This window comes from Methylomonas sp. BW4-1, from assembly GCF_052474385.1.
This window is the reverse complement of sequence record NZ_CP184125.1, coordinates 1,678,938-1,705,482: the sequence shown is the minus strand read 5'-3', so window position 1 is coordinate 1,705,482 and position 26,545 is coordinate 1,678,938. Positions and strand designations below refer to the sequence as shown.

General features: G+C 51.5%; 30 protein-coding genes. 6 read left to right on the top strand and 24 right to left on the bottom strand.

The window, feature by feature from the left end; all coding sequences use genetic code 11:
• Positions 1-112: 112 nt before the first annotated feature.
• The 10 genes from ACH5Y9_RS07910 to ACH5Y9_RS07865 form a co-directional block, all read right to left on the bottom strand.
• The gene (locus tag ACH5Y9_RS07910; RefSeq protein WP_445369199.1) at positions 113-625 is read right to left on the bottom strand and encodes a phosphatidylglycerophosphatase A family protein; all 513 of its coding nucleotides are present in this window, start codon (positions 623-625) and stop codon (positions 113-115) included.
• On the bottom strand, positions 609-1,541 hold the full coding sequence (gene thiL, locus ACH5Y9_RS07905; RefSeq protein WP_445369198.1) for a thiamine-phosphate kinase: 933 nt from the start codon (positions 1,539-1,541) through the stop codon (positions 609-611). Before thiL ends, ACH5Y9_RS07910 begins: the two co-directional genes overlap by 17 nt.
• Positions 1,541-1,984 carry a transcription antitermination factor NusB gene (gene nusB, locus ACH5Y9_RS07900; RefSeq protein ID WP_033158640.1) on the bottom strand — a complete coding sequence of 148 codons (444 nt, stop codon included), beginning with the start codon at positions 1,982-1,984 and terminating at the stop codon, positions 1,541-1,543. Before nusB ends, thiL begins: the two co-directional genes overlap by 1 nt.
• Positions 1,984-2,460, bottom strand: coding sequence for a 6,7-dimethyl-8-ribityllumazine synthase (gene ribH, locus ACH5Y9_RS07895; protein ID WP_033158641.1), 477 nt, complete (start codon positions 2,458-2,460; stop codon positions 1,984-1,986). Before ribH ends, nusB begins: the two co-directional genes overlap by 1 nt.
• A 62-nt stretch (positions 2,461-2,522) precedes the next feature.
• Positions 2,523-3,635, bottom strand: a complete 1,113-nt coding sequence (gene ribBA, locus ACH5Y9_RS07890) for a bifunctional 3,4-dihydroxy-2-butanone-4-phosphate synthase/GTP cyclohydrolase II (RefSeq protein ID WP_445369197.1) — start codon at positions 3,633-3,635, stop codon at positions 2,523-2,525.
• On the bottom strand, positions 3,632-4,288 hold the full coding sequence (locus tag ACH5Y9_RS07885; RefSeq protein WP_445369196.1) for a riboflavin synthase: 657 nt from the start codon (positions 4,286-4,288) through the stop codon (positions 3,632-3,634). The genes ribBA and ACH5Y9_RS07885 overlap by 4 nt, the downstream gene beginning before the upstream one ends.
• Positions 4,289-4,324: 36 nt before the next feature.
• Positions 4,325-4,567, bottom strand: coding sequence for a hypothetical protein (locus tag ACH5Y9_RS07880; protein WP_205454290.1), 243 nt, complete (start codon positions 4,565-4,567; stop codon positions 4,325-4,327).
• 22 nt (positions 4,568-4,589) lie between these two features.
• Positions 4,590-5,681, bottom strand: a complete 1,092-nt coding sequence (ribD, locus tag ACH5Y9_RS07875) for a bifunctional diaminohydroxyphosphoribosylaminopyrimidine deaminase/5-amino-6-(5-phosphoribosylamino)uracil reductase RibD (protein WP_445369195.1) — start codon at positions 5,679-5,681, stop codon at positions 4,590-4,592.
• Positions 5,671-6,129 carry a transcriptional regulator NrdR gene (gene nrdR, locus ACH5Y9_RS07870; RefSeq protein ID WP_064037024.1) on the bottom strand — a complete coding sequence of 153 codons (459 nt, stop codon included), beginning with the start codon at positions 6,127-6,129 and terminating at the stop codon, positions 5,671-5,673. The genes ribD and nrdR overlap by 11 nt, the downstream gene beginning before the upstream one ends.
• Positions 6,130-6,213: 84 nt before the next feature.
• Complete coding sequence (locus ACH5Y9_RS07865; RefSeq protein WP_445369194.1) at positions 6,214-9,585, bottom strand: mechanosensitive ion channel domain-containing protein; 3,372 nt, start codon at positions 9,583-9,585, stop codon at positions 6,214-6,216.
• A gap of 54 nt (positions 9,586-9,639) precedes the next feature.
• On the opposite strand from ACH5Y9_RS07865, the gene ACH5Y9_RS07860 reads away from it, so the two are divergent.
• Both ACH5Y9_RS07860 and grxC read left to right on the top strand, forming a co-directional pair.
• Positions 9,640-10,290: a class II aldolase/adducin family protein gene (locus ACH5Y9_RS07860; protein WP_445369193.1), complete on the top strand. Its 651-nt coding sequence runs from the start codon at positions 9,640-9,642 to the stop codon at positions 10,288-10,290.
• 37 nt (positions 10,291-10,327) lie between these two features.
• Entirely contained in the window at positions 10,328-10,582 is a 255-nt protein-coding gene (grxC, locus tag ACH5Y9_RS07855; RefSeq protein ID WP_033158647.1) for a glutaredoxin 3, read from the top strand.
• Positions 10,583-10,732: 150 nt separating this feature from the next.
• Here the strand turns inward: grxC and ACH5Y9_RS07850 are convergent, their stop codons facing one another.
• The 14 genes from ACH5Y9_RS07850 to smpB all read right to left on the bottom strand — a co-directional run bounded on the left by ACH5Y9_RS07850 (position 10,733) and on the right by smpB (position 23,424).
• Positions 10,733-11,311 (bottom strand): PilZ domain-containing protein, encoded by a 579-nt coding sequence (locus ACH5Y9_RS07850; RefSeq protein ID WP_319960781.1) that lies wholly within the window; start codon positions 11,309-11,311, stop codon positions 10,733-10,735.
• Between the two features lie 86 nt (positions 11,312-11,397).
• The gene (locus tag ACH5Y9_RS07845) at positions 11,398-12,588 is read right to left on the bottom strand and encodes an O-succinylhomoserine sulfhydrylase (RefSeq protein ID WP_445369192.1); all 1,191 of its coding nucleotides are present in this window, start codon (positions 12,586-12,588) and stop codon (positions 11,398-11,400) included.
• Between the two features lie 11 nt (positions 12,589-12,599).
• The gene (gene purF, locus ACH5Y9_RS07840) at positions 12,600-14,108 is read right to left on the bottom strand and encodes an amidophosphoribosyltransferase (protein WP_101052408.1); all 1,509 of its coding nucleotides are present in this window, start codon (positions 14,106-14,108) and stop codon (positions 12,600-12,602) included.
• Between the two features lie 12 nt (positions 14,109-14,120).
• Positions 14,121-14,639, bottom strand: a complete 519-nt coding sequence (locus ACH5Y9_RS07835; RefSeq protein WP_171695309.1) for a CvpA family protein — start codon at positions 14,637-14,639, stop codon at positions 14,121-14,123.
• 42 nt (positions 14,640-14,681) lie between these two features.
• On the bottom strand, positions 14,682-15,515 hold the full coding sequence (locus tag ACH5Y9_RS07830; RefSeq protein ID WP_445369191.1) for an SPOR domain-containing protein: 834 nt from the start codon (positions 15,513-15,515) through the stop codon (positions 14,682-14,684).
• 11 nt (positions 15,516-15,526) lie between these two features.
• Positions 15,527-16,792 (bottom strand): bifunctional tetrahydrofolate synthase/dihydrofolate synthase, encoded by a 1,266-nt coding sequence (gene folC, locus ACH5Y9_RS07825; protein ID WP_445369190.1) that lies wholly within the window; start codon positions 16,790-16,792, stop codon positions 15,527-15,529.
• Between the two features lie 11 nt (positions 16,793-16,803).
• Positions 16,804-17,742, bottom strand: coding sequence for an acetyl-CoA carboxylase, carboxyltransferase subunit beta (gene accD, locus ACH5Y9_RS07820; protein ID WP_445369189.1), 939 nt, complete (start codon positions 17,740-17,742; stop codon positions 16,804-16,806).
• Positions 17,743-17,766: 24 nt separating this feature from the next.
• Complete coding sequence (gene trpA / locus ACH5Y9_RS07815; protein ID WP_445369188.1) at positions 17,767-18,570, bottom strand: tryptophan synthase subunit alpha; 804 nt, start codon at positions 18,568-18,570, stop codon at positions 17,767-17,769.
• Positions 18,567-19,769: a tryptophan synthase subunit beta gene (trpB, locus tag ACH5Y9_RS07810; protein ID WP_445369187.1), complete on the bottom strand. Its 1,203-nt coding sequence runs from the start codon at positions 19,767-19,769 to the stop codon at positions 18,567-18,569. Before trpB ends, trpA begins: the two co-directional genes overlap by 4 nt.
• 5 nt (positions 19,770-19,774) lie before the next feature.
• Positions 19,775-20,395 (bottom strand): phosphoribosylanthranilate isomerase, encoded by a 621-nt coding sequence (locus ACH5Y9_RS07805; RefSeq protein WP_445369186.1) that lies wholly within the window; start codon positions 20,393-20,395, stop codon positions 19,775-19,777.
• A 119-nt stretch (positions 20,396-20,514) separates the two neighbouring features.
• Entirely contained in the window at positions 20,515-21,273 is a 759-nt protein-coding gene (locus tag ACH5Y9_RS07800; protein ID WP_445369185.1) for a DUF2231 domain-containing protein, read from the bottom strand.
• 52 nt (positions 21,274-21,325) lie between these two features.
• A complete protein-coding gene (locus tag ACH5Y9_RS07795; protein WP_445369184.1) occupies positions 21,326-22,351 on the bottom strand; it encodes an FAD:protein FMN transferase in 1,026 nt (341 codons plus the stop codon).
• Positions 22,352-22,366: 15 nt separating this feature from the next.
• Positions 22,367-22,933, bottom strand: a complete 567-nt coding sequence (locus tag ACH5Y9_RS07790; protein WP_445369183.1) for a hydrolase — start codon at positions 22,931-22,933, stop codon at positions 22,367-22,369.
• Between the two features lie 5 nt (positions 22,934-22,938).
• Positions 22,939-23,424 (bottom strand): SsrA-binding protein SmpB, encoded by a 486-nt coding sequence (smpB, locus tag ACH5Y9_RS07785; protein WP_020481594.1) that lies wholly within the window; start codon positions 23,422-23,424, stop codon positions 22,939-22,941.
• Between the two features lie 100 nt (positions 23,425-23,524).
• Here smpB and ACH5Y9_RS07780 point away from each other — a divergent pair, with 100 nt between their 5' ends.
• The 4 genes from ACH5Y9_RS07780 (at position 23,525) to ACH5Y9_RS07765 (ending at position 26,543) form a co-directional block, all read left to right on the top strand.
• Positions 23,525-24,883 carry a sodium-dependent transporter gene (locus ACH5Y9_RS07780; RefSeq protein ID WP_445369182.1) on the top strand — a complete coding sequence of 453 codons (1,359 nt, stop codon included), beginning with the start codon at positions 23,525-23,527 and terminating at the stop codon, positions 24,881-24,883.
• Entirely contained in the window at positions 24,884-25,321 is a 438-nt protein-coding gene (locus ACH5Y9_RS07775) for a type II toxin-antitoxin system RatA family toxin (RefSeq protein ID WP_201798987.1), read from the top strand.
• Entirely contained in the window at positions 25,311-25,592 is a 282-nt protein-coding gene (locus ACH5Y9_RS07770; RefSeq protein ID WP_445369181.1) for an RnfH family protein, read from the top strand. Before ACH5Y9_RS07775 ends, ACH5Y9_RS07770 begins: the two co-directional genes overlap by 11 nt.
• A gap of 162 nt (positions 25,593-25,754) precedes the next feature.
• On the top strand, positions 25,755-26,543 hold the full coding sequence (locus ACH5Y9_RS07765; protein WP_445369180.1) for a hypothetical protein: 789 nt from the start codon (positions 25,755-25,757) through the stop codon (positions 26,541-26,543).
• The last annotated feature ends 2 nt before the right edge of the window (positions 26,544-26,545 follow it).

The following is a 26,545-nucleotide window of genomic DNA, read 5'->3' as shown; positions in this document are numbered from 1 at the left end:
GCACGCAACTAATCCCCCAAACCGGCATGGATTTTAGTCGCATGAATTATCATGGGTCAAATGAGAACAATGCCCCAAAACCACTGGCTTGTTGAACGAAAACAACGCTCACTCAGTTAGCCGGAAAATCAAACCAGAAGTGCATAATCAAGCCGGCAAAAACCCCTGCCACCACGTCGTCCAGCATAATGCCGAAACCACCATGCACGTGCTTATCAAGCCATTTGATCGGCCAAGGCTTGACGATGTCGAACAAGCGGAACAGGACAAAACCGGCCAATAGACTCTGCCAGGAATAGCTCACGCCGATCATCGTAATCAAAAATCCGGCGACTTCATCCCAAACAATACCGCCGAAGTCATGGACTTCCAATTTTTTAGCCGCTTGACCGCAAATCCAGATGCCGATGCAAACGCTGATCAGCGTCACCGACAGATAAATCCACTCATTGGTTTGCAGTAAAGCAAGGTATAGCGGAATTGCGGCGAGCGTGCCCATCGTACCGGGCATTTTCTTAGCCAAACCGGAGCCGAAACCAAACGCCAGAAACAAGGTGGGATCTTTGACGATTTGTAACGCAGTCAAACGTGCGTTGCCGTAATGCTCTCTAAGAAAAATGCTCAAAACCCTTCACCTCGAATGCCTCCACGCGCCCAGCCTTACGCATCCGCAAACCCGGCTCGGCTTCGATAATCCCCACGCAAGTAGCCCCCGGTAATGCGTGAGAACAATCTGCCGGCACCGTAAAACACAATTCGTAATCGTCGCCGGCAATCAAGGGCATATGCCAATCGCCGCTGTGATTGATGAACTCTGCCACTGAAGCGGATAGCGGCAAGTTGTCCCATTGCAAACACGCACCGACGCCGCTTTGCTGCAAAATGTGTCCCAAATCGGCGGCTAATCCGTCAGAAATATCGATACAGGCATTAGCGATGCTACGCAACGCCAAACCTTCCGAGACTCGCGGTTTTGGCTGGTTAAAGCAACGCAAAGCCAACTCCGGATCTGCGCAGACATAACCCTGTTTAATTTTTAACCCCAAGCCGGCATTACCAAGCTGACCGGTAACGTATACCAAATCGCCAACCTGGGCACCGGAACGCAATAGCGCCCTACCCTGCGGCACCGCGCCCATCGCCTGCACCGTCAAAGTCAACGGTCCGGACGTCGTATCGCCGCCAATCAGGTCGACATTGTGCTGACGCGCCAGATTGATAAAACCTCGCGAGAACGCTTCCAGCCAGCTTTCATCGACTTTAGGCAAAGTCAAAGCCAAGGTGACCGCGAAAGGCTCGGCACCCATGGCCGCCAAGTCACTAAGATTCACCGCCAGTAATTTATGCCCCAGCAATTCAGGATCGGCATCGGCAAAGAAATGCACATTCTCGACCATCGTATCGGCGGTGACCGCCAATTGATGGCCGGCCGGCAGGTTCAGTAACGCGCAGTCATCGCCTATGCCCAATTGATTGAACGGATGCCTAGGGGCATGCACCGCAAAATAGCGGCGGATCAAATCGAATTCGGCGACTGCCATCAGTTTTGAGATTTCGCCTGCTTGGCGGCAATCTCGACGGCACGCTGTTTCTGCGCGACTTTATCTAGAATGCCGTTGACGTATTTATGACTGCCGTCGGCGCCGAAATCCTTAGCCAGATTGACGCCTTCGTTGATGATGACTTTATACGGCGTTTCCAAGCGGTTCATCAGTTCGTAAGCGCCGATGCGCAGAATCGCCCGCTCCACCGGATCGATTTTTTCCACCGGCCTATCGACAAATTCGGCCAGGGCCGCGTCGATCACAGCCAATTGTTTCGGTACGCCATGAAACAATTCGCTGAAATAGGTTTTTTGCGCGCCTTTCAGATGCTCTTCTTCCAGAAAATACGTTTCGATACGGATCAGGCTCTCGCCGGACATTTGCCATTGATACAGCGCCTGTACCGCGCACTTTCTAGCGTTGGTTTTTGCTTGACTCATTAACGACCCAGGTTGTTGAACAGACTGACCATTTCGATCGCCGACAAGGCAGCTTCCGCGCCTTTATTACCCGCTTTGGTGCCGGCACGTTCGATAGCCTGCTCGATGCTGTCTACGGTCAACACCCCAAACGCCACCGGTACGTCGTATTGCAAAGCCACCTGAGCAATACCTTTCACGCATTCGCCGGCTACATATTCAAAATGCGGTGTACCACCGCGAATGACTGCACCCAAAGCGATAATCGCATCGTATTTTTTAGTAGCCGCAATACGTTGCACCACCATCGGCAACTCGAAAGCGCCCGGCGCCTTAACCAGAGTGATGTCGTTTTTATCCGCGCCATGGCGCACCAAGGCATCGATCGCACCACCTTCCAATTGTTCGACGATAAAGCTGTTGAAGCGTGAAGAAACCAGGCAAAACTTGCCGCCTTGCGCGGAAAAGTTGCCTTCCAGAGTAGTGACTGCTGCCATGTGTTTACCTGTTGTTGAATGATTAAAATGCTGTAAAACGAGTCGAATGAATCGACCCAGCCTTAATGCGTTGAATCGATATGTTCGACGACTTCCAAATCGAAGCCGGACAGACCGATGTATTTTTTCTGAGCCCCCATCACCTTCAGGCGCCGCACGCCCAAATCCGACAAGATGCGTGAGCCGGCTCCCGTGGTGCGCCAATCCGAATCGGCACTTAAATCCTGACTGTTTTTGACGCCATGATCCTGCATTTGATAGGCATGTATCAGTTCAACCAAATCCTTGTTGTTTTCTTTTTGGCGAATGATCACCAAAACCCCGCGCCCGGCTTCGGCGATATTTTTCAAGGCTTCCCGCACCGGCAAACTGCAATCGCTGCGTTTGGAAAACAATAAATCGTCGATCAGGTTGCGAGCATGAACCCGCACCAGCACCGGTTCGTCGCCAGCGACATTGCCCATCACCAAGGCCAGATGCACATTATCGTCGTTGCAATCCTGGTAAGCATATAACCTAAAGTCACCGAATTCGGTCGGATAGACGCATTCGCTGATCCGTTCCAGGGTGTTTTCGTGTTTGATGCGGTAGTGGATCAAATCGGCAATCGTGCCGATTTTCAGATTGTGCTGTTCGGCGAAGACTTCCAAATCCGGCCGCCGTGCCATCGAACCATCATCGTTCAGAATTTCCACAATCACCGCCGCGGGTTCCACGCCTGCCAACCTGGCCAGATCGCACCCGGCTTCCGTGTGACCGGCCCGATTCAGTACGCCGCCGGCTTGTGCCATCAACGGGAAAATATGCCCCGGTTGCACCAGATCACTCGGCTGGGCGTTTTTTGCTACCGCCGCCTGCACGGTCAACGCGCGGTCGGCGGCGGAAATACCGGTGGTCACGCCGGTAGCCGCTTCAATCGACACAGTGAAATTGGTGGTGTACGGCGTATTGTTGTCGCTGACCATCAAAGGTAAACGCAACTGTTGACAGCGTTCGCGGGTCAAGGTAAGACAAATCAGGCCGCGTCCGTATTTGGCCATAAAATTGATGTCTTCCGGCCGGGCAAAAGCCGCCGCCATCAACAAATCGCCTTCGTTTTCCCGATCTTCGTCGTCCATGATGATGACCATCTTGCCTTGACGAAGGTCGGCTATGATTTCTTCTATGCTATTCATTTAATAAAGCCTGCGTTTTGTAATAAGGCCTCGGTGACGCCGCCTTGACTGTAAGCAGCAGCTTCCCCTTGCATCAGACGTTCCAAGTAGCGGGCCAGCAAATCGACTTCCAGATTTACCTCGCTGCCGGCTTCGGTTTGACCCAAGGTGGTTTCTTGTAAGGTATGCGGCACGATATTCACGGAAAAATAAGCGCCATCAACTGTGTTGACAGTCAGGCTGATGCCGTTAATGCAAATCGAGCCTTTTTCGGCGATGTATTTGGCCAGCGAATCCGGCGCCTTGAATTTGAAGCGAATCGAGCGGCCATCGGCCTGTTTCTCGACCACTTTACCAATACCATCGACATGACCACTGACAATATGCCCGCCCAACCGACTGGAAGGTGTCATCGCCAACTCCAGATTCACCGGCGTACCGGTACTTGCGGTCTTTAAAGTGGTACGCGACAAGGTCTCATTGGAAACGTCGGCGCAAAAATAATGTTCGCCCAACTCCACGGCGGTCAGGCAAACACCGTTCACCGCAATGCTGTCGCCCAACGCGCATTCGCGCAGCGATAACTTGCCGGTATCGATAATCAACTGGCAATCGCCGCCTTTAGGCTGGATGGCCTTGATTTTGCCGATGGCTAAAATAATCCCGGTAAACATGGTTATCACTCAAAAAAGTAAAAATGTCCGTTACGATCAGCGCGGAGCGGTCTCGGTGGATGGCTTTGGGGTTTGGGGGGCCGTGTCTTTATTTGGCGACTTGGCCGGCTTACGATAAACATCAAAGGTTTGATAGGTGCCGCTATGATAATCGTAGACTTCGATTTCGTGCTTTTCGCCGATCACTTTGCCGCCTTGAATCTGCAAGGTGCTGGTTTCCGGTTTATCGTCCTCATCCGCCGTCGCCCAAGCAGGCAGCAGGCTAATTAACAATGTCATTACAACAATACTTTTCATCGTTTCAATCAGTTTTTGCTTGATAACGCAATCTCAAATCCGGTCCAATTTGCCGGGCTTCGATCAGGCGCAGTGTTTTTTTATCCTGCATGGTCAGCATGCCCGACAGACTAAACAAGCCGCGCGCTTGATCTCCCAGCACACAGGGCGCCATGTAAATCAACCATTCATCGACCAGTCCGCTATCGAGCAGCGCACCGTTCAGCGTGGCACCTGCCTCCACCCAAACCGTATTGATTTGTAACTCGGCCAGCAATTTAAAAATCTGCGCCAAGTCTGCACGCCCATTCCGCGCATCGACTTGAAAGACTTTGCAGCCCACGTCGCGTAATTTCTGCTGTTTTAGCGCGTCGTCACTACAGGTCATGATCCAGACGTCTACCGCATTGTCCAACAGTCTGGCGGATAAAGGCATGCGTAATTGCGAATCCAGCACCACTTTGACCGGCTGCACAGCATCAAAATCCACACGCGCATTCAATTGCGGATCGTCGTACAGCACCGTATCGATGCCGGTGACAATCGCGCTGCTGGCCGCCCGCCAGATCTGCACGTCTTGCCTGGCGTGGACGGACGTAATCCATTGGCTCTCGCCGGATGCCAACGCCGTACGGCCGTCCAGGCTCATGGCCAGCTTGCTGCGTATCCACGGCAAACCCTGCCGCATACGTTTAAAAAAGCCTTGGTTTAGCTTTTCGGCTTCTTGCTGCAAGACGCCGACTAGCACCTCGATGCCGGCTTCGCGGAGTTTTTGCAAACCGCGGCCAGCCACCAGGGGATTGGGGTCCTGCATCGCCACGACGACTCGGCTGATGCCGGCAGCTATTAATGCCTCGCTACACGGGCCGGTTTTACCATGATGGCTGCAAGGCTCCAACGTCACATAAGCGGTCGCGCCTCGTGCGTTGTCTGTTTTGGCCAGCGCATCGACTTCGGCATGGGCAAAGCCTGCGCGTTGTGTCCAACCCTCGGCAATCACCTTTTCGTCCTTGACCAACACACAGCCCACATGCGGGTTGGGGTCGGTCGTGTATTTACCGTTCTGCGCCAATTTGACGGCTCGCGCCATATAGGCCGCGTCTTGGCTAGGCGTCATGCTTTTGCAGATTTTCGATCATCGCGGTGAATTCGGAGACATCCTGGAAGCTGCGATACACCGAGGCGAAACGCACGAAAGCGACATGATCGAGTGTTTGCAATTCTTGCATCACCAGTTCGCCCAATTCGCGAGCCGGAATCTCGCGCTCGCCTTTTGCCGTCAGGGCTTTCTTGATCCGGCTGAGTGCTGCCTCGACAGCGTCTACTTGTACCGGGCGCTTTTCCAGAGCTCGCTGCATACCAGCCCGCAGTTTGGCTTCGTCAAAGCTCTGCCGGGCGCCGTTGCGTTTGATGATGCGCGGCAGGGTCAATTCAACCACTTCAAAGGTGGTAAACCGCTCTTTGCAGGCCACGCATTCCCGGCGGCGTTTGACTTGATCGCCATCGTCGGCCAAGCGGGTATCGATTACCCGAGTATCTTGTGCTGAGCAAAACGGACAACGCATAGTTAAAGAGCCAAAGCCAGGTTCAAAGGGCGGCCATTTTATTACAGAATGGCTTTATATTGAAATCGGCTAATAAACCGCACCTCATTCGTTCAATATGCCTTTCGCGACAGATCGGATGTGTACATCGCGCTGCGGAAAAGGTATCTCGATATGATGGGCCAGCAAGGCTTCGTAAATTTTCGTGTGCAGGCGATGGGTAACCACCGTCCTATCGCTGAGTTCGCGGACGAATACGTTAATTTTGAACTGCAGGGCGCTATCACCAAAACCAATAAAGATTACCACCGGTTCCGGATCGCTCAGCACTTGCTCTACGCTTTTTACCGCATCCGCCAGAATTTCCTCCACCATCTCCACGCTGGTGCCGTAGGCTACGCTGACCGGCACCACCACTCGGGTGACGGTATCCGACAATGTCCAGTTGATCAATTGATCGGTAATAAAGGTTTTATTCGGCACTACCAACTCTTTTCTATCCCAATCGACAATATGCGTGGCCCGCATTTGTATTTTGCTAACCCGACCCGTGACATCGCCGACGGTCACGGTGTCTCCGACCCGAATCGGCCGTTCGAACAGCAAAATAATACCCGATACCATGTTCGCGAAAATCTCCTGCAAGCCAAAACCTAAACCCACCGACAACGCCGCCACCAACCATTGCACTTGCGACCAACTGCCACCCAGCTCGTTGGCCACCGCCAAAAAGGCCACCGTTATCAGGGAATAACGCACCAATTGGATTAATGCGTAACGACTGCCGGCAGTCATCGCAAACTTGCCGGCGGTTACCAAATCCACCAAGGCCGGAAAGTTGCTGGCAAACACAAAAGCCAGAGCGCTATACACCAAGCAAATCAACAAATTGATCAGTGTGATGGGTTGCAATGTTTCCTTACCTTCTACCATTTCGCTGTGCTGCCACAGCACGACCTGGTCGAAAACGGTCAAGGCCGGCAAAATATCGCTCCAGATCATCCAGAAACCCATCAACATGATCACCATCACCACTGTGGTCAAAAGCTTATGGCTTTGCTGGTTGATTTTGGAAATATCCAGTAATTGCTCCTCGATCGCATACCCACCTTCCAGATTGGCGCTACTCACAGCGGCTTGCTCAACTTGTTTGCGTTTCTGCCTCGCGTTTTTTAAGGCTAATTGCCGCTCGGTATTGCGCAACCAACGCAATACCAGGCCCTGGAACAATACGGTGATAAAAATCAAACGTAGGGTCAGTAGTAGCTTAGCCTGTAACTCCAATGCGCTTTGGTAATAGCCCGCCACCGCAAAGCCGATGATGACCAACGGCGTCAACACGGCGATACCATACCAGAGATAACGCATACTGCTGAGCCAGCCGGCGGATTGTTGATAGAAGTTCTTGCCTAAACCGGTCAAGGGTTGCGTAAGGCGATGCAACACATAGCTCATCATCAACATCATCACGATCATTGCCGTTCTACCCAAGGCATGACTGTGTTCCGAAAACAAATCGCTACCGGTCATCGCAGTGATAAACACGCAAGGTACGAGAACGAATCGCGCCCATTTCATCTGCGCGTAAAGTAATCGAACCGCATGTTGCGGCCATTGCAACAAGGTGTCCGCGACGCCGCCCGGTTTAAACAAACGAAACACAAATTGCACCATGCACAAGGACACGGCCGTAGCGGTAAGGCCTTCGGCAAAAGCATGGCTAAACAGATCGGCCCGGACATTCAGGATCAACACCCCGGCCATCCAAGCCATCAGCAACGGACCGGACAAGGAGAGCATTAACAGATAAAGCAAGCTGGATAAAATGTCCGCAAACTCTCGATTGGCGGCTTTTTTTCCTAACAGCTCCGTCAAGCGCTGTTTGACGCCGGCGCGAAAACGCCAGTGAAATATCACGACACTCAAGCCACCGAGAGCCAGCAACGGGAAATGACTGATACCGTCCCAAAAGCCACTGAGCACTCCCAACCAGTTGCCAGGACTCATAAACCACAGCAAGGAGGAGAAAATATCTTGCAGGAAATATTTGTCGATCACCCGAGCGCTGGGCACCCAAAGCAAGCGTTGATCCAAGTAAGCGCTAAATTTGTCGGCTATACCCAGCATTTGCTGCAAACTAAAATCGACATCGCCCAGCACGCGGCCATATTCGTTGTAACCGTTAGCCAATCTTGCCACCAGATCTTTCTGATCGTTCAGCAACATTCGCAATTCGGTGCGCACCCGCAGTTTGTCCGACTCAGGTGTGGCTTCCGGCAACTGCGCCATCCGCGCCAACAACAGCTGATTTATATCGACCAGGCCTTTTTTGGTTTCATCCAGCTTGAACATTTCCAGGCTCGCCAGCGCGATCTGATTTTGAATCTCATCGCCCAAGCTGCTGTATTGTTTGCGTTGCGGCAAATTGCGGCGCTGTTCCCGCAGTAAATTACCCAAGGCCGGGCTTAAACCCGCCAGACTGATTTTTTGCTCGGCACTTTGGAAATCTTTTTCCAGCTGTTTATAATGAACGTCTATTTCATTTTTTTGGAGCGAGTATTGCTCCATGTTTTTATTGATTTCCTGCAAACTACGGTTGAACTGCATGTTCTCTTTCGTGGCAGCGCGAATTAACGGATGCTTGCCCTCGGCTTCTTTTTCAGCTTGCAATAACGCCGCCTGTTCTTTGTCGGTTTCCTGCTGACGCCGCTCAAGCAGGAAATTATCGAGGTCGGCAATCACCAAGCTCTGCTGCTCGCGCTGCAAGGTCAACAGATGGACACGATCTTTATTGGTTTGTAATTGCAGAGGATTGCTAAGATTTTCCAGCTCCAGCGTTTTCAGCGTGCTGTTTAACAAGCGAATCCGGCTATCCAACTGTACCTGTCTGGCTTCTTTTTGATAGAGATTATCGCCGGACTCAGACGCCAAGACTTGTTGTTCATGCTGACTCGCAGCCTGCTTGCTTTTGATTTCGGATACTTTTTCCCTGATCAATTGCGGGCGGCCGCTCAGTTCGCCCAACGTGGCTTCGATACGGCTGATCTCCGCATCCATATCGCTAAGCCGGGTTTTTTCGATAAGCAGACGTTGCTCCAACTCATCCGTCGGAAAAATCGTGAGCTTTTCCGGCTTACGAGTTTTCAAATTGCTTTCGGCCTCGGCTATTTGTCTTGCCAATTGCTTCACTTCTAGGGGCAAGCTGTTTAATGCCTGCTTGAACGACTCAGCCTGTTTATCCTGGGCCTCCAGTTCATTGAGGTTATCTTCGCTCTCCTGATAAGCGGCCAGAATCCGTTTTTTTTGTTCTTCAGGCAGATTTTGCTTGTCTTTGACGGTCTGAATACGTTGTTGTATGTCGGCAAGCGATAGCACTTTAATCGCTGTATTTTGATTTGCGGCGTGGGCAAGGTTTAAACTGATCAACAAAAACAGCAAACAAAAGGTAAAGCCGGGTCTTAAAAAATTTGGTTTCATGCGTTGGTTGGATAAAAATAAATCTTAAAACACATTATAAGAATGGAAAACGGATTGAGCGAACTGGAAGGTGTTATTAAATATCGCCTTGATCATCAGCATGGCGAGTTCTCGGCAGACATTGATATCAGCGAACTCAACGCCTGGCGCAGCCTGTTTTATCGCTTGCGGCTGATTGGGCAAATCGCCGAAAAATACGCTGGGCTGGGATTTGGCAATATCAGTCGACGCTTGGCTCCCGGTGGTCAGGCGTTTTTGATCTCCGGCACACAAACCGGACACTTGCCGGTTCTTAACAAGCAACACTATGCGCTAATCGAAAGCGCATCGCCGGAGCGTAATACCATCAAGTCGCGCGGCTTATCTCAACCGTCCTCGGAAGCACTCACCCACGCCAGCGTTTATCGTCAACACCCGGCGATTGGTGCCGTGATACATGTGCACTGCCCGGAGTTGTGGTTGCAGACCGACCGGCTGAATCTGGCTTTTACTGCGGCAGACGTGCCCTACGGCACCCCGGAAATGGCCAACGCCGTTGCCGAGTTATTTACCTCAGGTAGACTGCAACAAACTGGATTATTCAGCATGCTTGGTCACGCTGACGGGATTGTGGCGTTTGGCGCGACCTTACCCGCAGCGTCCTGCTTATTAATCAAGGAACTCGCCAAGGCCATGCCTATTGAGCAAAAGCAGCCGTCGCTTTAGAATACCTTCATTAATTAGCATTTATTAATTTTTTCTCATGCCGGAAATTATCATTTACACCGCGAAACTCTGCCCGTATTGCACGATGGCAAAAAAACTTTTTGATCGCAAAGGCGTCGGCTATACGGAAATCAATGTGGATGCCGAACCTGGACTACGCCAGCAAATGATGGAAAAAACCAAACGTCGCACGGTACCGCAAATCTATATCGGTGAGCGGCATATTGGGGGGTTTGATGATTTGCATGCGCTGGATATGAGCCACGAACTGGATCCGCTATTAAACGCTTAAGCAGGTCAGCACGGGTTTTGACATGAAATTTTGGATTCGTTCCTAACTAAATGAGTCCAACTGCGATATACATATTCTTATTGCGTACGTTAACGTCTGGCTCAAAACTCCCCAAAGCGAATGAACCGGCGCAAGCGGGTTAACCTGACTTTATTTAACGATGACCAATTGCAGACCAAGGCGAGTGGTCAGCTCGTTGCTCTCTACCCAAACCACTTTGCCCAAAGCGCTCAATCCCAGTTCAGCAGCCAACAACTTAACCGGAGCGTTGACCTTAATACAGGAATGATGACCGGTTAATTTCAGGCACATACCCTGTACCGAACGATTCACACCTTCCACGTTGAAGCGCTCCTTGTCGATAAACAATTCGGCTTTAAACGCTTCGAGTTTGCGGTAACCGCACCGCTTTCGCCAGAGTTTGTGGGCGTTATGCACGACATCCCGAAACTCCAGGCCCATCATGATGCGGTTGCGTTCCCTTTTAACCCAAACAATATCCACCTCGCCGGCCAACATTAATTCGGCGACAAATATTTCAGCTTGCCGGTCTTCGTTCAGCAACGCTTCGAAATCCTGGATAGTGGTGAGCAAATCGCCAGGACTGACTTCGACCATCGCGCCTTTCAGCGACACATCGTAGCAATTCAGTTGCAAGGTTTCGCCACCCACAAACAGTTGGCCTTCCGCGTTAAAGTTTTTTCGGTACTCTTTTCTATCCTGAAACATAATCGCAATCTCTCTATAACGTCGGTCAAAGATAGCTTAATTTTGGATTTGCGTGGCGCGACAGCACGCTTGACCGACCCGCACCATCAGTAACTTGTCAGTCCGTTAAGCAAATCGGCCTTGATGTCATCGACATTTTCCAAACCCACCGAAATTCTCACCAAGCTGTCTTTGATTCCCGCTTCGGCTCTGGCCTCCGGGCTCAAGCGGCCATGTGTAGTGGTCGCTGGGTGGGTGATGGTGGTTTTAACATCGCCTAGATTCGCCGTAATCGACAACATGCGTGTCGAATCAATCAATTGCCAGGCGTGATCTTTGCCACCTTGCAATTCGAAACTGACCACTGCGCCGAAATGCGTCTGTTGGCGCTTAGCCAACTCGTGCTGGGCATGCGATTCCAATCCGGGGTGATGCACCTTGGCTACGGCCGGTTGTTGCTCCAGCCATTTGGCCAGTTCAAAAGCATTGTCGCAATGCGCTTTCATGCGCAAAGCCAGCGTTTCCAACCCGCCCAGAAACACCCAGGCATTGAACGGACTCATCGTCGCCCCGCCGGTACGCAGATAGGGATATACGTATTTTTCGATCAATTCTTCGTTGGCTACCACCGCGCCGCCGACGCAACGCCCTTGGCCATCGATGTATTTCGTCGTGGAATGCACCACCAAATCTGCGCCTAAGGTCAATGGCTGTTGCAAAATTGGCGTGCAGAACACGTTATCAACCACCAACAGTGCACCATGCCGATGAGCGATGTCCGCTATGGCCGGAATATCGGCGATTTCAATTAAAGGATTGGACGGCGTTTCCAGAAACAGAAACCGGGTATTAGGCTTAATCGCCGCTTCCCAAGCCGCCGGATCGGTCAAGCTGACGAAATCGGTCTCGACGCCAAATTTGCCGAAATAGTTTTGGAAAGTCAGTACCGTGTTGCCGAACACACTGCGCGAACAGACTACATGGTCGCCAGCCTTCAGCAGAGCCATGCCCACCGCCATGATCGCGGCCATGCCCGACGCAAACGCCAGGCAACGCTCGCCTTTTTCCAGATACGCTAAACGCTCTTGAAACGCGCTGACGGTCGGATTGGTGAAACGCGAGTAGATATTGCCGGGTTGCTTTCCGGTAAAGCGCAGCGCCGCTTCCTCAGCCGATTTGAACACATAGCTGGAGGTTGCAAATATAGGAATGCTATGTTCGTCTTCGTGAGTACGCTTGTGCCCAGTGCGGATGGCCTGAGTTTCTGGGGCATAATCTTGCCAATCAAATTCACTCATTTCGGGTCCTGTTACTTTGCAACCTGCATCTCTATGATAAAGCTGCTGCTGTTGCGCAATTCTTGCGCATTGTCATTGCGCAAGGCTTCGATGCGCGCCAGATAAGCATCGTCGATATCGCCGGTAATGTAATCGTGGCTGAAGCATGAGGTATCGAAATGCTTGATGTCCGGATTACCTCTACCGACCGCTTCGATCAGATCGTCCAAGCTTTGATAAATCAGCTTATCCGCGCCCAAGGCCTGGCAAATTTCCTCCTCGGTACGGTCGTGCGCTATTAACTCATGCGCGGCCGGCATATCGATGCCATAAACATTGGGATAACGAACCGGCGGCGCCGCAGACGCAAAATATACTTTCTTGGCACCGGCATCGCGGGCCATCTGGATGATCTGCTCGGAAGTCGTGCCGCGCACGATGGAATCATCCACCAGCAATACATTCTTGCCGTCGAATTCCAGCGAAATCGCATTCAGCTTTTGTTTGACCGATTTTTTACGCATTTTTTGCCCAGGCATGATGAAAGTCCGGCCGATATAGCGGTTTTTCATAAAGCCTTCGCGAAACTTCACGCCCAGGTCGTGGGCAATCTGGGACGCAGCGGTGCGGCTGGTATCCGGAATCGGAATGACCACGTCGATGTCGTGGTCCGGCCATTCCCGCTGAATTTTTTCCGCCAGTTTTCTGCCCATCCGCATTCGGGCTTTGTACACCGAAATATTGTCGATGATCGAATCCGGCCGGGCGAAATACACATATTCGAAAATACACGGGCAATGATCGACTAATTCGGTACATTGCCGGGTATGTAACTGACCATCCGCTTCGATAAACACGGCCTCGCCTGGCTCTATGTCGCGTATCAATTGAAAATCCAGCACGTCCAGCGCCACGCTTTCGGAAGCGATCATGTAATCAGTGCCATCCTCGGTTTTGCGTTTGCCGAACACGATGGGCCGAATACCGTGCGGGTCGCGGAAGCCCAATACGCCGAAACCGGCAATCATCACCACTACCGCATAAGCGCCGCGAATCCGCTTATGCACGGCACTGACGGCCTGAAACACATCGTCCACGGTCAATTTGAGTTTGCCGAATTGCGCCAATTCATGCGCGAATACGTTCAACAATACTTCGGAATCTGAATCGGTATTGATGTGACGTTGGTCATCCATGAACACCTGGTATTTCAGTTCTTCGGTATTGGTCAGATTGCCATTGTGCGCCAAGGTCAAACCAAACGGCGAGTTCACGTAAAATGGCTGAGCTTCCGCCGAACTGGTGCAACCGGCGGTCGGATAGCGCACATGGGCAATGCCCATATTGCCTTTCAGCTTCATCATTTGTTTGCTGGAAAATACATCCCGCGCCAAACCGTTATCCTTACGCAAATGCAAACGGCTACCGTCGCACGTGACAATACCGGCGGCATCCTGACCCCGGTGCTGAAGTACCGTCAGGGCGTCGTATAAATCCTGATTAACACTTTGATTGGAAACAATAGCGGCAATACCACACATAGCAGACCCAAGTTATCGATAATGGATGTAATCCGCCAAACCGGTCGGCATGTGGGTTTTCAACCACATCGCCAAGGCTTGGAACGGAGGAATGAGAAGGGATTGTTTCCACCAGGGATCTTCCGGCAACGGCGTTAGCCCGGCCAGCATCACCAACAAGGAAACCAGTACCGCCCCCCGGGCAATACCGAATAACATACCCAGCAGACGATCACTACCGGTCAAGCCGGTCTTCTCGATAAGCTGACTCAGCAAAAAACTGATTAAACTACCCAAAATTAAGGTGGCGAAAAAAAGCAACGCGAACGCGGCGGCGATTCTGGCCGAAGGATAGCTGATGGTCGATTGCAACAATACCGAAACATCGCGGCAGTACTGCGTTGCCACCCATACCGCCACTATCCAAAGCACCAATGCAAACGCTTCTTTAACAAATCCGCGCAGTAGGCCCATTATCGCCGAAATCAAGATAATGGAGATGACGACGTAATCCACCCACAGCAACTTGGCCCAGGGTACAAAATCCAACATGGTCTAGCCGGCTAAATCAAACAAAACGACGTTGGCAAAGGGTTATTCGTCCGCCGAAACAAAGCTGTTGACGTTAATTTGCGCCAGTTTGGCCTTAACCGCCTGGGCCTTGGCTTTATCAACGATAGGCCCTATGCGCACTTTAAAAACGGTACCTTTATCGCTGGCAACCTCTCTGACCGATGCGGCGAAACCTTGTTGCTTCAGATTATCCTGCAAACTGACGGCGTTAGGTTTTTGACTGAACGTACCCACTTGCAAATACCAGCGATTGCTGTCCTCGGCCGCCGCCGGCGCTTTGCTGGCCGGTGTAGCCACCTGTGCAGGGGCCGCAACTGCCGCTACCTCTGCTTTGGGTTCAGGTAATTTGTTAACCGGTTTAAGCACTTTCGGAGTCGGACTCACCGCTTGTAAAGGCTGGACGGCAGGCGCCGGCGATTTGCTGGGCTTTCTGAGGACTGCCGGCGGCACGTCTTCCGCTTCAGCAGGTTCCTCATCGACTTGCGCGACCGCCGCCTGTGCAGCGGGTTTGGTGGCCGGCAGACTGCGCGGCGCCGGCGCGGTCTCTTTGGCAGTCAATTTAACTTGCGGCTTGGGCGCTTCCAACTCGGCTTCCGATTCGCCTTCTTCCAGCACTTTCATCGTTTGTTTGGGCGCAGTCTCGGCCGGCAGAGTTTCCGCTACCTCTTCAACTTTTTCCGGCAAAGGCATGATTTCCACGTCCTGAGCCTTGGCAGGCAGCTCGGGAATTTTCAATTCATTGATGCTTTTGCCGGTTTCGTCAATCGGGTCGTCAAATAACATCGGCACGAAAATCGCCGCCAACGCGGTAATGACCGCCGCACCAATCAATCGCTGCTTTAACTCTTGATCCATTCTGATCACCTCTAAGAAAATTTCGATAAATATTCGGATACTAGAAAAAAAGAACCAAAAATCAAAAGCAAGTCGTCCTGTCCGGTATTTTGCCGGGCGGTTTGAAATGCCTCGGTAAAATCGGTAAAACCGCTACGGACATTATCCAGGCCTTGTTGCTGAAAAATGGTTTCTAACATATCCGGAGTTGCAGCGCGAGGATTAGCAAGTGGCGCTAAATACCACGTGGTCACTCTGTCGCGCATCATGTTCAATACGCCGGCAATATCTTTATCCCGCATCATCGCAAAAACTGCATGCATTCTGATCTCGGGGAAGTATTCAGACAAATAGTTGATTAATGTTTGCACAGCCTGCGGGTTGTGCCCGACATCAAGCAAAATGCGCGGCGCGCCGGCAATCAACTGAAAACGTCCTGCTAGCCGGGCACTTTCCAAGCCTTGCCGAATTGCATCGTCACTGACCGCTAATAAAGGCTGTAGGGTGTTTATAGCCATAATCGCCGCGGAAGCATTTCGATATTGGTGTTCGCCCTTAAACGCCGGCGCCGGCAAGCGATCTATTTGCTTATCCGCAGAGCGCCATTCCCAGCTATCGCGCTGTTTTTGATAACTGAATTCGCTGTCCATTTGCAGCGCAATGGCTCCGACTTGCTCGGCTACTTCGACTACTGAGCGTGGCGCTTGCGCATCGCCGATTATAGCCGCCACACCGGCTCTAAAAATGCCGGCTTTTTCCCGACCGATGGCTTCTTCGGTATGCCCCAGCCAATCCACATGATCAAGTGCTATCGTCGTCACAATCGCTGCATCGGGGTCAATAATATTCACCGCATCAAGTCTGCCGCCTAAACCGACTTCCAGTAACTGTATATCCAGATCTGCCTCGGCGAAAATACCCAAGGCTGCCAACGTGCCAAACTCGAAATAGCTCAAACTGGTCTCGCCGCGCGCCCCATCAATGCGGGTAAAAGCATCGCAAATCAAAGCATCCTCGACCGGCACACCATCAATACGAATACGTTCGTTATAGCGCAAAATATGCGGCGATGTGTAAGCGCCAACCCGGTAGCCCGCGGCCCGATAGATCGCTTCCAGAAACGCCACGCAAGAACCCTTGCCGTTGGTACCGGCAACGGTGATGGTTAGCGGTTTTTTTTGTTCGGGATTAAGCTGCCGGTATACGCCGGCAACTCTTCCCAATCCTAAATCGATAGGCCGAGGATGTAGTTTTTCCTGCCAATCCAACCAGGCTTGCAGCGAATCAAAACGTGTCATTTCGACCGTATTTATTCCTGAGACTGCAGATTATCGCTCTCACCCTGATTGCTTAATGGCTCGCTGGTGGCAATCACTCCAACCACGTCGGCGCCGCTGCCGGCGCACATAATAGCCAGGATGCTGGCTATTTTATCGCGCATCTCGCGGCGATCAACGATCATGTCTATGGCCCCGTGTTCCTGCAGAAATTCGCTACGTTGGAAACCTTCCGGCAGCTTCTCGCGCACGGTTTGCTCGATGACTCGCGGGCCGGCAAAGCCGATCAAGGCGTCCGGTTCCGCGACGTTAATATCGCCCAACATCGCCAAACTGGCGGACACACCGCCCATGGTGGGGTCGGTCATGAAGGAAATATAAGGAATTCCGGCTTCGGCTAGTTTGGTTAAGGCTGCGCTGGTTTTAGTCATTTGAAACAGCGAGAACAAAGACTCCTGCATTCTGGCACCGCCGCTGGCAGTAAAGACGATGAAGGGCACACCCGAACGCAAACTTTCGTTGACACCGCGCACGAATCGCTCACCAACCACCGAACCCATCGAGCCGCCCATGAAACCAAAATCAAACGCCGCCGCAACGATACCGACACCTTTTAGTGTGCCCTTCATCACCACCAACGCATCGTTTTCGTTGCTTTGTTTTTGCGCCTGACTAATCCGGTCTTTATAGCGCTTGCTGTCCTTAAACTTCAAAGGATCGCTGGGCTTTAATCCAGCACCGATCTCTTGACGTCCATCTTCATCCAAAAACATATTCAGGCGTTTACGCGCCGAAATGCGTAAATGGTGATCGCATTTTGGGCAAACGCTTAAGTTTTTCTCCAGCTCGGCGTTAAACAAAATCGCATCGCAACGCGGACATTTATTCCACAAGCCTTCCGGCACGGTGGTTTTCTTCTGCGAGGATTCGGTTCTGATGGCAGAGGGAACCAGTTTTTCAAACCAACTCATTCGGTGTAGTCTCCGCTTGAAAGCTTAAACATCCATGGCTGCACGCATGGATTTCAATAAAGTGATGATCTCATGCTTGGCTTGCTGAGGATCATCGAGATTCGCTTCTATTTTACTGATCAACGCGCTACCCACCACGACGCCGTCGGCAATCGCGGCAATGGTTTTCGCCGTATCGGCATCTTTAACACCAAAACCAACACCCACCGGCAATTCAGTATTCTGGCGAATGAGTTGCAACTTTTCTTCTACATCGGCGGTATCCAAATGACCCGCACCCGTGACGCCTTTCAGAGACACGTAATACAAGTAACCGCTGCCCACCGCATCCATTTTCTGGATCCGTTCAGCATTGGTGTTAGGCGCCAGCAAAAAGATCTGATCAATGCCACGCTCGCGCAGCATGCGAACACAAGACTCGGACTCTTCCGGCGGTAAATCCACCGTCAATACACCATCAACCTCAGCGCGCTGTACGGCATTCGCAAAGTCTTCGTAACCCATGATTTCAATAGGATTTAAATAGCCCATCAACACCAATGGGGTGTCCTGATCGGTTTTACGAAACTCCATGGCCATGCTCAATACTTTCCGCAAGCCGACATGATGAGATAAAGCCCGCTCGCTTGCGCGTTGTATCACTGGTCCATCAGCCATTGGATCGGAGAAAGGTACGCCTAGCTCGATCAAATCGGCACCGGTTGCCACCATTTCATGCAGCAAGGGCACGGTAAACTCCGGATAAGGATCGCCGGCTGTAATAAAAGGGATCAAGGCTTTGCGCCCGGAGGCTTTTAATTCAGCAAATTTGTTGGCTAAACGGCTCATAGACTGATGCCCTCGCGTTGCATAATGGTGTGCATGTCTTTGTCGCCGCGTCCGGACAGGTTGACGATAATAATTTGATCCTTGCGCATGGTGGGCGCCAGTTTCATCGTGTAAGCCATCGCGTGGCTGGACTCCAACGCCGGGATAATGCCTTCCATTTTGGTCAGAGCATGGAAGCCTTGCAGCGCCTCATCGTCGGTAATATTCGGATATTGAGCGCGGCCGGTATCTTTCAACCAGGCGTGCTCCGGGCCGACACCGGGATAATCCAGACCGGCGGAAATCGAATGGGTTTCAATAATCTCACCGTCGTCGTCGGCCATCAGATAGGTGCGATTGCCGTGCAATACGCCGGGTCTGCCGGCCGATAACGGCGCGGAATGACGACCGGTTTCAATACCGTCGCCGGCAGCCTCGACACCATACATCTTCACGCCGGCATCGTCGATAAACGGATAGAACAAACCGATGGCATTGGAACCGCCACCAACGCAAGCAACCAACGCATCGGGCAATTTGCCGGCTTGATCCAGGCATTGTTGGCGAGCTTCTCGGCCTATCACGGCCTGGAAGTCACGGACCATGGCAGGATAAGGATGCGGACCAGCAACCGTACCGATAATGTAAAAAGTATTGTCGATATTGGTGACCCAGTCGCGCAAGGCTTCGTTCAGCGCGTCTTTCAGGGTTTTGGAACCTGACTCGACCGGCACCACGGTAGCGCCAAGCAACTTCATCCTATAAACATTCAAGGCTTGGCGCGCGACATCGACAGCGCCCATGTAAACCACGCATTCCAAACCCAGGCGCGCGGCTACAGTGGCAGTAGCAACGCCGTGCTGACCAGCGCCGGTTTCGGCGATGATACGAGTCTTGCCCATGCGCTTCGCCAGCAGAGCTTGCCCAACAGTGTTATTTACCTTGTGCGCGCCGGTGTGATTGAGATCTTCACGCTTCAGATAAATCTGCGCACCGCCCAGATGCTGGCTCCAGCGTTTGGCGTGATACAGCGGCGACGGCCGGCCAACATAATCGCGCAGATCCGCATCCAACTCGGCAATAAACTCCGGATCCAGCATATAGCGCTGGTAGGCTTCGTTCAGTTCGGTTATGGCCGGCATCAGCGTTTCCGCAACAAAAATACCGCCGTAAGGCCCGAAATGGCCCCGGGTATCCGGCATATCGTATCTATCTGTCATAGTTCTCAAGTCGCTTGATTAGTTATTCTTATGAAAGCAGCCATTTTCGCCGCATCCTTGATGCCTTTCCCGGCCTCAACACCGCTGCTGACATCCAGCGCATACGGTTTTACCGCTTTAATCGCTTCCCCGGCATTTTCCGGCATCAATCCACCCGCGAGAATGATCGGCAAACTGCGGGCCTTTGGAATCAAATCCCAGTCAAAACTGCTACCGCTGCCGCCCTGCACGCCCGGATGATAAGCATCCAACAGTAACCCGGCCGCATCGTGGTACTGCTGTTGCAATCCTACGACGTCGGTATCGGATTGCATGCGAATGGCTTTGATATACGATTTATCGTAAATCCGGCAATCCTCAGCAGGCTCGTCGCCATGAAATTGCAGGCAATCCACCCTTACTTTATTCAATACTTCGCGGATCAAAGCCGGCTCAGCATCAACGAACAAGGCTACCACGTTAACAAAAGCTGGCAACGCTCTACTGATGCTTGCGGCTTGTTCAATACTGACGTTTCTTGGACTGGGCGGATAAAACACCAAACCAATCGCGTCGACGCCCAAATTGGCCGCACAAAGCGCATCCTCCACCTGGGTAAAGCCGCAAATTTTAACGCGGGTACGCATCGAAAGCCTCATAAAAAATGGCGGCGTAGAATAACACAGGTATCCGATATGTCATGTCCGCGCCAATAAAAAAAGGCTGACCCTTGTCAGCCTTCGTCCGGTGGCTCCTCAGGTGGGCGTCAATGCGCATGATGATGGTCGTGATGATGACCTTCAGCATGCGGCGTTTCATCCTGATGGCTATCTTCCGGATTCAAATCTTCAACTTCGGTTTCGTCAGGCGTTGCAGGCAAATTCTGCGGCGTAACGCCCTCGTGTTCATGGGCCAGTGCTGCCGCGCGATTGACCTGATCTGCCGCTTGCACGGACACACCATGCTTATAAACCATCAGCCCACCCAGATCGGCTGTAAAAGCCAGCAAAGCCGATAAAATCGCCGCCAGTAATAAATACAGCGTGTTTGCCGATCCGGCTATCAGCCCTTTACTCAGCAAGCGCCAAGCTGACAGCAGCGCGGCCAGACTCAATACCGAGATACCCAGATGTTCGTGATGCTCCATGATCTCGTGAACATCACCACCATGCGCGACACTCCCTGCCGCCGCCAAACCCGCCGCCACGGTAAGCGCGGCGAACACAGTACCCAGATACAAAAACGCCCCGGCTATCTGCCGCCACTCGGTGCGCTTCGCCAAGCTGCCGATCAAATCCAATGTAAAGAACAAGGTCAGCAACGCAATCGGAAAATGCACCAGCAAGGGATGAATATTCTGAAGCGCGGCAATGCCTGGCAACACACTATTAAAGCTTTCCGCCGGAGATTGCCGCACCAGGACTTCCAGGAAGGACAATAAGCTCTCCACCCCGCCGGCCACTCCGCCGCCGTTGTCGCCGCCACCATGCACGGCGAACGTCAAGTGATCGTTTAGACCCCACATAAAATCTCCCCCGATTTAGTTTTGCGCGGATACTACCACGATAGAACTAAGCCTAGTTAATCGTCACTTGGGTGGACATGGTCAAGGCTCTAGTTTTACTTTCCAAAAACTCGGTGCCTTGCTGCTGAATAAACATCACCTGCAATTTCTCGGCATCGGCAAGTTTCATCCCCTCCTCTTGCCCCAGGCATAACAAAGCGGTAGACCAGGCATCGGCGATAGTCGGACTTTCATTAAATACACTGACCGCCACTAAATCGTGACTAACCGGCGCACCGTTGCGGGCATCAAGGATGTGGCTGTAACGTTTACCTTTGACATCAAAATAATGCCGATACGTGCCGGAAGTCATCACCGACATGGGGCTGTCTTTGGGCAAGGTCACGACCTTATGCATTTTTTGTTCGCCCGGCAGCGGTTTTTCCACCGCAATCCGCCAGGCCTTGCCGTCCGGTTTGCTACCCAGCGCTTTCAACTCGCCGCCTATTTCCACCAAGTAGTTTTGGATACCCATCGCCTGCAGCGCATTGCTGATTTTCTCTACGCTGTAACCCTGAGCTATCGACGACACATCGACACGCAACCTCGGCAGTTTTTTTGATATATGGCTATCGTCCACCAGCTGCAATTTGTCCATGCCGACATTCGCCAAAGCGGCCTGTAACGTTGCATCGTCGGGAATAGTCAAATCATCACCCATGAAGCCCCACAGCTCGAACAAAGGTTTGATCGTCAAATCGTAACACCCCTGGCTCAGGGCGCTGACGTTCTGCGCGATTTTAACCAAAGCCACGATTTCCTCGCCGACTGGCTGAGCATTCGTCGATGCGTTGGCATTGAACTGCTCGATTAGCGAATCAGGACGGTAGTTGGATAAGGTTTTATCCAAATCCAGGAAAACCTTTTCAACTTCAGCGGTGATTTGCGCTTCGTCCAGGGCTTGCGGCGCCCAATAGCTAATATGGTAAGTGGTCCCTTGCGCAAAACCGCTAAACGTATGCAACGGCGGCAGCGGCTCCGCACAACCTTGTATCAGCAACAGTCCCAGTAAGACCGCGTTCCATCCCTTACTTAGCATTAACCCCCCGTAGCACTAACGCAAAAGCGCCGAAATAGTTTTGAAATGACTATGCCGAGCATCCCGCAACCATTCGAACAACACGGATTCGTGACAACTCAACGTAACACCTTGCTGCTGCATGCGCTGCAAGGCGTAATCTTTGTGCTGGACTTGGCGCGAGCAAACTACATCCGCCAACACATGCACCTGATAGTTTGCACTTAACAACTCAAGCGCGGTTTGCAACACGCACACATGCGCTTCCTGACCGATGATCACCACTTGCTGCCGACCGGTGTCAGCCAGGGCTTGCTTGAAACCGTCCGCGGCGCAACAAGAAAAACCGGTTTTACTGAAAATACTGGCACTGCCGGGCAAACACTCGCCAATATCCGCTTGAGTAGGCCCTAGCCCTTGCGGATACTGCTCGGTCAACAACACCGGCACATCTAGCAGCCCGGCGGCTTGCAATAAACGCTGGCTATGCCTGAGCATCTGCTGCAAGTCTGTAACGGGCATCGCCGCCGACAAACGCTGTTGAATGTCCACCACCAGCAACACGCTGTTGTCTGCCTCCAGTAAATTGGGATGCGTCGCCATCGAGATTAGCCGTGTTTCATGATGCGGGCGCGGTCGCGTTGCCAATCCTTATCTTTGGATGCGGCGCGTTTGTCGTGCAATTTTTTACCTTTCGCCAATCCGATTTTCAACTTGGCACGGCCCTTAATCCAATACATGGACAATGGAATCAAGGTATAACCCTTGCGCTCCACGGAGCCGATTAATTTGTTCAATTCACGTCTGTGTAACAATAATTTTTTCTTGCGCACTGCGTCGGGATTGACATGGGTAGATGCCGACAGCAGCGCCGACACGTGCGCACCGCTCAACCAGGCTTCGCCGCGCCTGATCTCGACATAGCTTTCCTTGAGTTGAATCCGACCGTCGCGCAGGCTTTTGACTTCCCAGCCTTCCAATACCAAACCGGCTTCGAAAGTCTCGTCTATGGTGTACTCGTGGGAGGCCTGGCGATTAACCGCGATGGTGTTATCGGTGGCTTTGTTGTCCTTCTTGGATTTTTTGGCTGCCATTGCGTAGCGAAGATTTTTTAAACTGACTGAAAACGTGAATTTTGATATTTTACTCACACACCCGTTAAATAACGACATAAAAACACAAGGGCTCTCCAACATGACCGATAAAACCCCATCCATCCACGGCGAATGGTCCTCCCGCTTCGCCTTTATTCTGGCTGCCACCGGTTCGGCGGTCGGTTTGGGTAATATCTGGAAATTTCCTTACATCACCGGCCAAAACGGTGGCGGCGCTTTTGTGATGGTGTATTTAATCTGCGTGGCAGCCATCGGCATACCCATCATGATCGCGGAAATCATGCTTGGCCGCCGCGGCCGGCAAAGCCCGATCAACACCATGCAAACCCTAGCTGCCGAAGCCAGAGTCGATCCGCGCTGGGGCTATTTAGGCTGGATGGGCATGATCGCCGGTTTCTTAATCCTGGCCTATTACAGCGTGATTGCCGGCTGGGCTATGGCTTACATTTTTAAAGCCTTTTTCGGTGGCTTTTTTGGTACCGACGGCGGCGAAGTTAAAGAGATGTTCGACAATTTGATGGCCAGCCCTATCCAGCAAATTTTCTGGCACACGGTGTTCATATTCATCACCATGCAAGTCGTAATGCGCGGTGTAAAAGGCGGCCTGGAAAAAGCCGTACGCTTTTTGATGCCTGCCTTGTTCGTGATCCTGATCATTTTAGTGGCTTATGCAATGGCATCAGGCTATTACGCGCAAGGCATCCACTTTTTATTCAGCCCCGATTTCAGCAAAATCACCGCTGATGCGGTGCTTACCGCCATGGGCCACGCCTTCTTTACGCTGAGCTTGGGCATGGGTGCCATTATGGTGTATGGCTCTTACCTGCCCGGTCATGTCTCGATTGCCAAAACCACGTTTTTCATCGCGGGCGCCGACACGGCGGTAGCCTTGTTAGCCGGTATCGCCATCTTCCCCTTGGTGTTTGCCAACCAACTGGAAGTTGCTACCGGACCGGGCCTGATCTTTCAAACCCTACCCCTGGCCTTTGGGCACATGAGTGGCGGTTGGTTATTCGGCGTACTGTTTTTTGTACTGCTGTTTTTCGCCGCCCTCACCTCGTCCATTTCCTTGATCGAACCGACCGTAGCCTGGCTGGTGGAAAACAAAAATATTGATAGGCAAAAAGCCTGTATCTGGGCAGGCGCTGCCTGCTGGGGCTTGGGCGTGGCCGTGGTGTTTTCGTTTAATATTTGGTCCGACTTTAAAATCTTCGATAAAAATCTGTTCGAACTGCTGGACTATCTGACCGCCAACTTGATGCTGCCCTTGGGCGGTTTGTGCATCGCGGTGTTTGCCGGCTGGATGATGAAACAAGCACATGCCGAACAAGAATTGGAGTTGCCTGCGCAAGGCTTTCAAGCCTGGCAATTTTTGATTAAATACGTGGCGCCGGCGGCAGTATTCATCGTCTTCCTACATGTGCTCGGGGTGCTGTAAATGATCACGGTTGTACAAAAAAGCGCCTTGGTCAAATTCTCCGCCAAACAAATGTTTGACCTAGTGGATGATATCGAGTCGTATCCCAAATTTTTACCTTGGTGCTCCGGCAGCAAAATACTGAAGCGTGAAGGCAATATCGTCGAAGGCCAAATCGACATCGCCAAGGCCGGCTTTCATAAATCCTTCACTACACGTAACAAAATCGATCAAGGCGGCAGAATCCAAATCAGTTTGCTGGACGGGCCGTTTTCCTCGCTAGAGGGCTTTTGGAGTTTCATGCCGCTGCGCGAAGACGCCAGCAAAATCTCGCTGGACCTGGAGTTTGAAATCTCCGGCATGCTGGCCAATTTGGCCTTTGGTCCGGTGTTCAACCAAATCTGCAACACCATGGTCACCTCCTTCACCCAACGTGCCAAAGCCTTGTATGGCGGATGATTTGATAGCGGTGGAAGTGGCTTATGCCACGCCGGATCGGCAAGTGCTTATTCCGATCAGCCTGGCGGCGAATTCCACCGCCAAACAAGCCATAGAAACTTCCGGCATCTTGCAGGAGTTTCCGGAAATTGATTTGAGTCAGCAGAAGGTGGGGATTTTTGGACAGGTTTGTAATTTGGACAAGAATCTCAGTGCGGAAGATCGCGTTGAGATTTACCGGCATTTAAAACAGAATCCGATGGATGCGCGGCGGGGGCGGTTGCAGAAGTAGTCTGGGTAATCTTTTGATGGTTAACCAATTTGATTTAGGCAGTGCTAAATGCAGATACACAGTTGAAATGAAAAGATATTTATATTTTTTAAAACGTTTTAACATCGTTTTAGCGCAATGTTTTGCGTCATTTAGGTTGTCTAATTGTGGTTAGGTTTTTCGATGGAAACTCAGCAAATCGAAACAAGGCTCCAACATTTCTTTGATCAAATCGCGACGATTCAGCATTATCAAAGACTCTCGGAGAGGATTACCAAACAGACAATTCAAGACCTCTACGAAAAAGACAAACAGCTTGCGACACTCACCCCGGAACATAGAGAAGTTTTTGACTCTAGCCTTGATGTATTTAGCATCTACAGTCCATATACTGGAGAAAATCGACCGTATTCTGTAAAGAAGTCAACTATCAAGGACACAGCAAAACTAGTTCATCTTCACAAGAACAGGCAGTATCAATGGCTTCTGGTGGAAGCATATGAGTTATTCGAGGATTTCATTGTTTCAACATATGAGCTAATTCGGGAGGACAACCCTGAATTTAGGCTGAGCAAAGATAGTAACAAAGAATTATTGTCCAAAGACCTCAAGCGGAAAGTACATCTGATTCTCAGTCGATTTAGAGAGAAAATTGCAGGACTGAAAACAATTGAGCAGGATAATAAAATCCAGAAGAATCTGAGGCTCTATCTTAATATCATTGAAAAATTCAGGCACATTATTGTTCACAAAAACGGAAAGACATCTAATGTACCGTTGGTAACGGATCAAATACTAAAAACATCTTGCCTGCTTAGTGATAAGGCAAGAGAACCTGATGCAAGAGCGGTAATTAACGACTACTTTGGCGCTGAGGACAATGAGGGGGTGATAGTCTTGGTTGAAAAACCAGTCTTTAATTATGGCGGAATATCAATGCACATAAATTGTATTAGCTCAGACCTGATCTGACA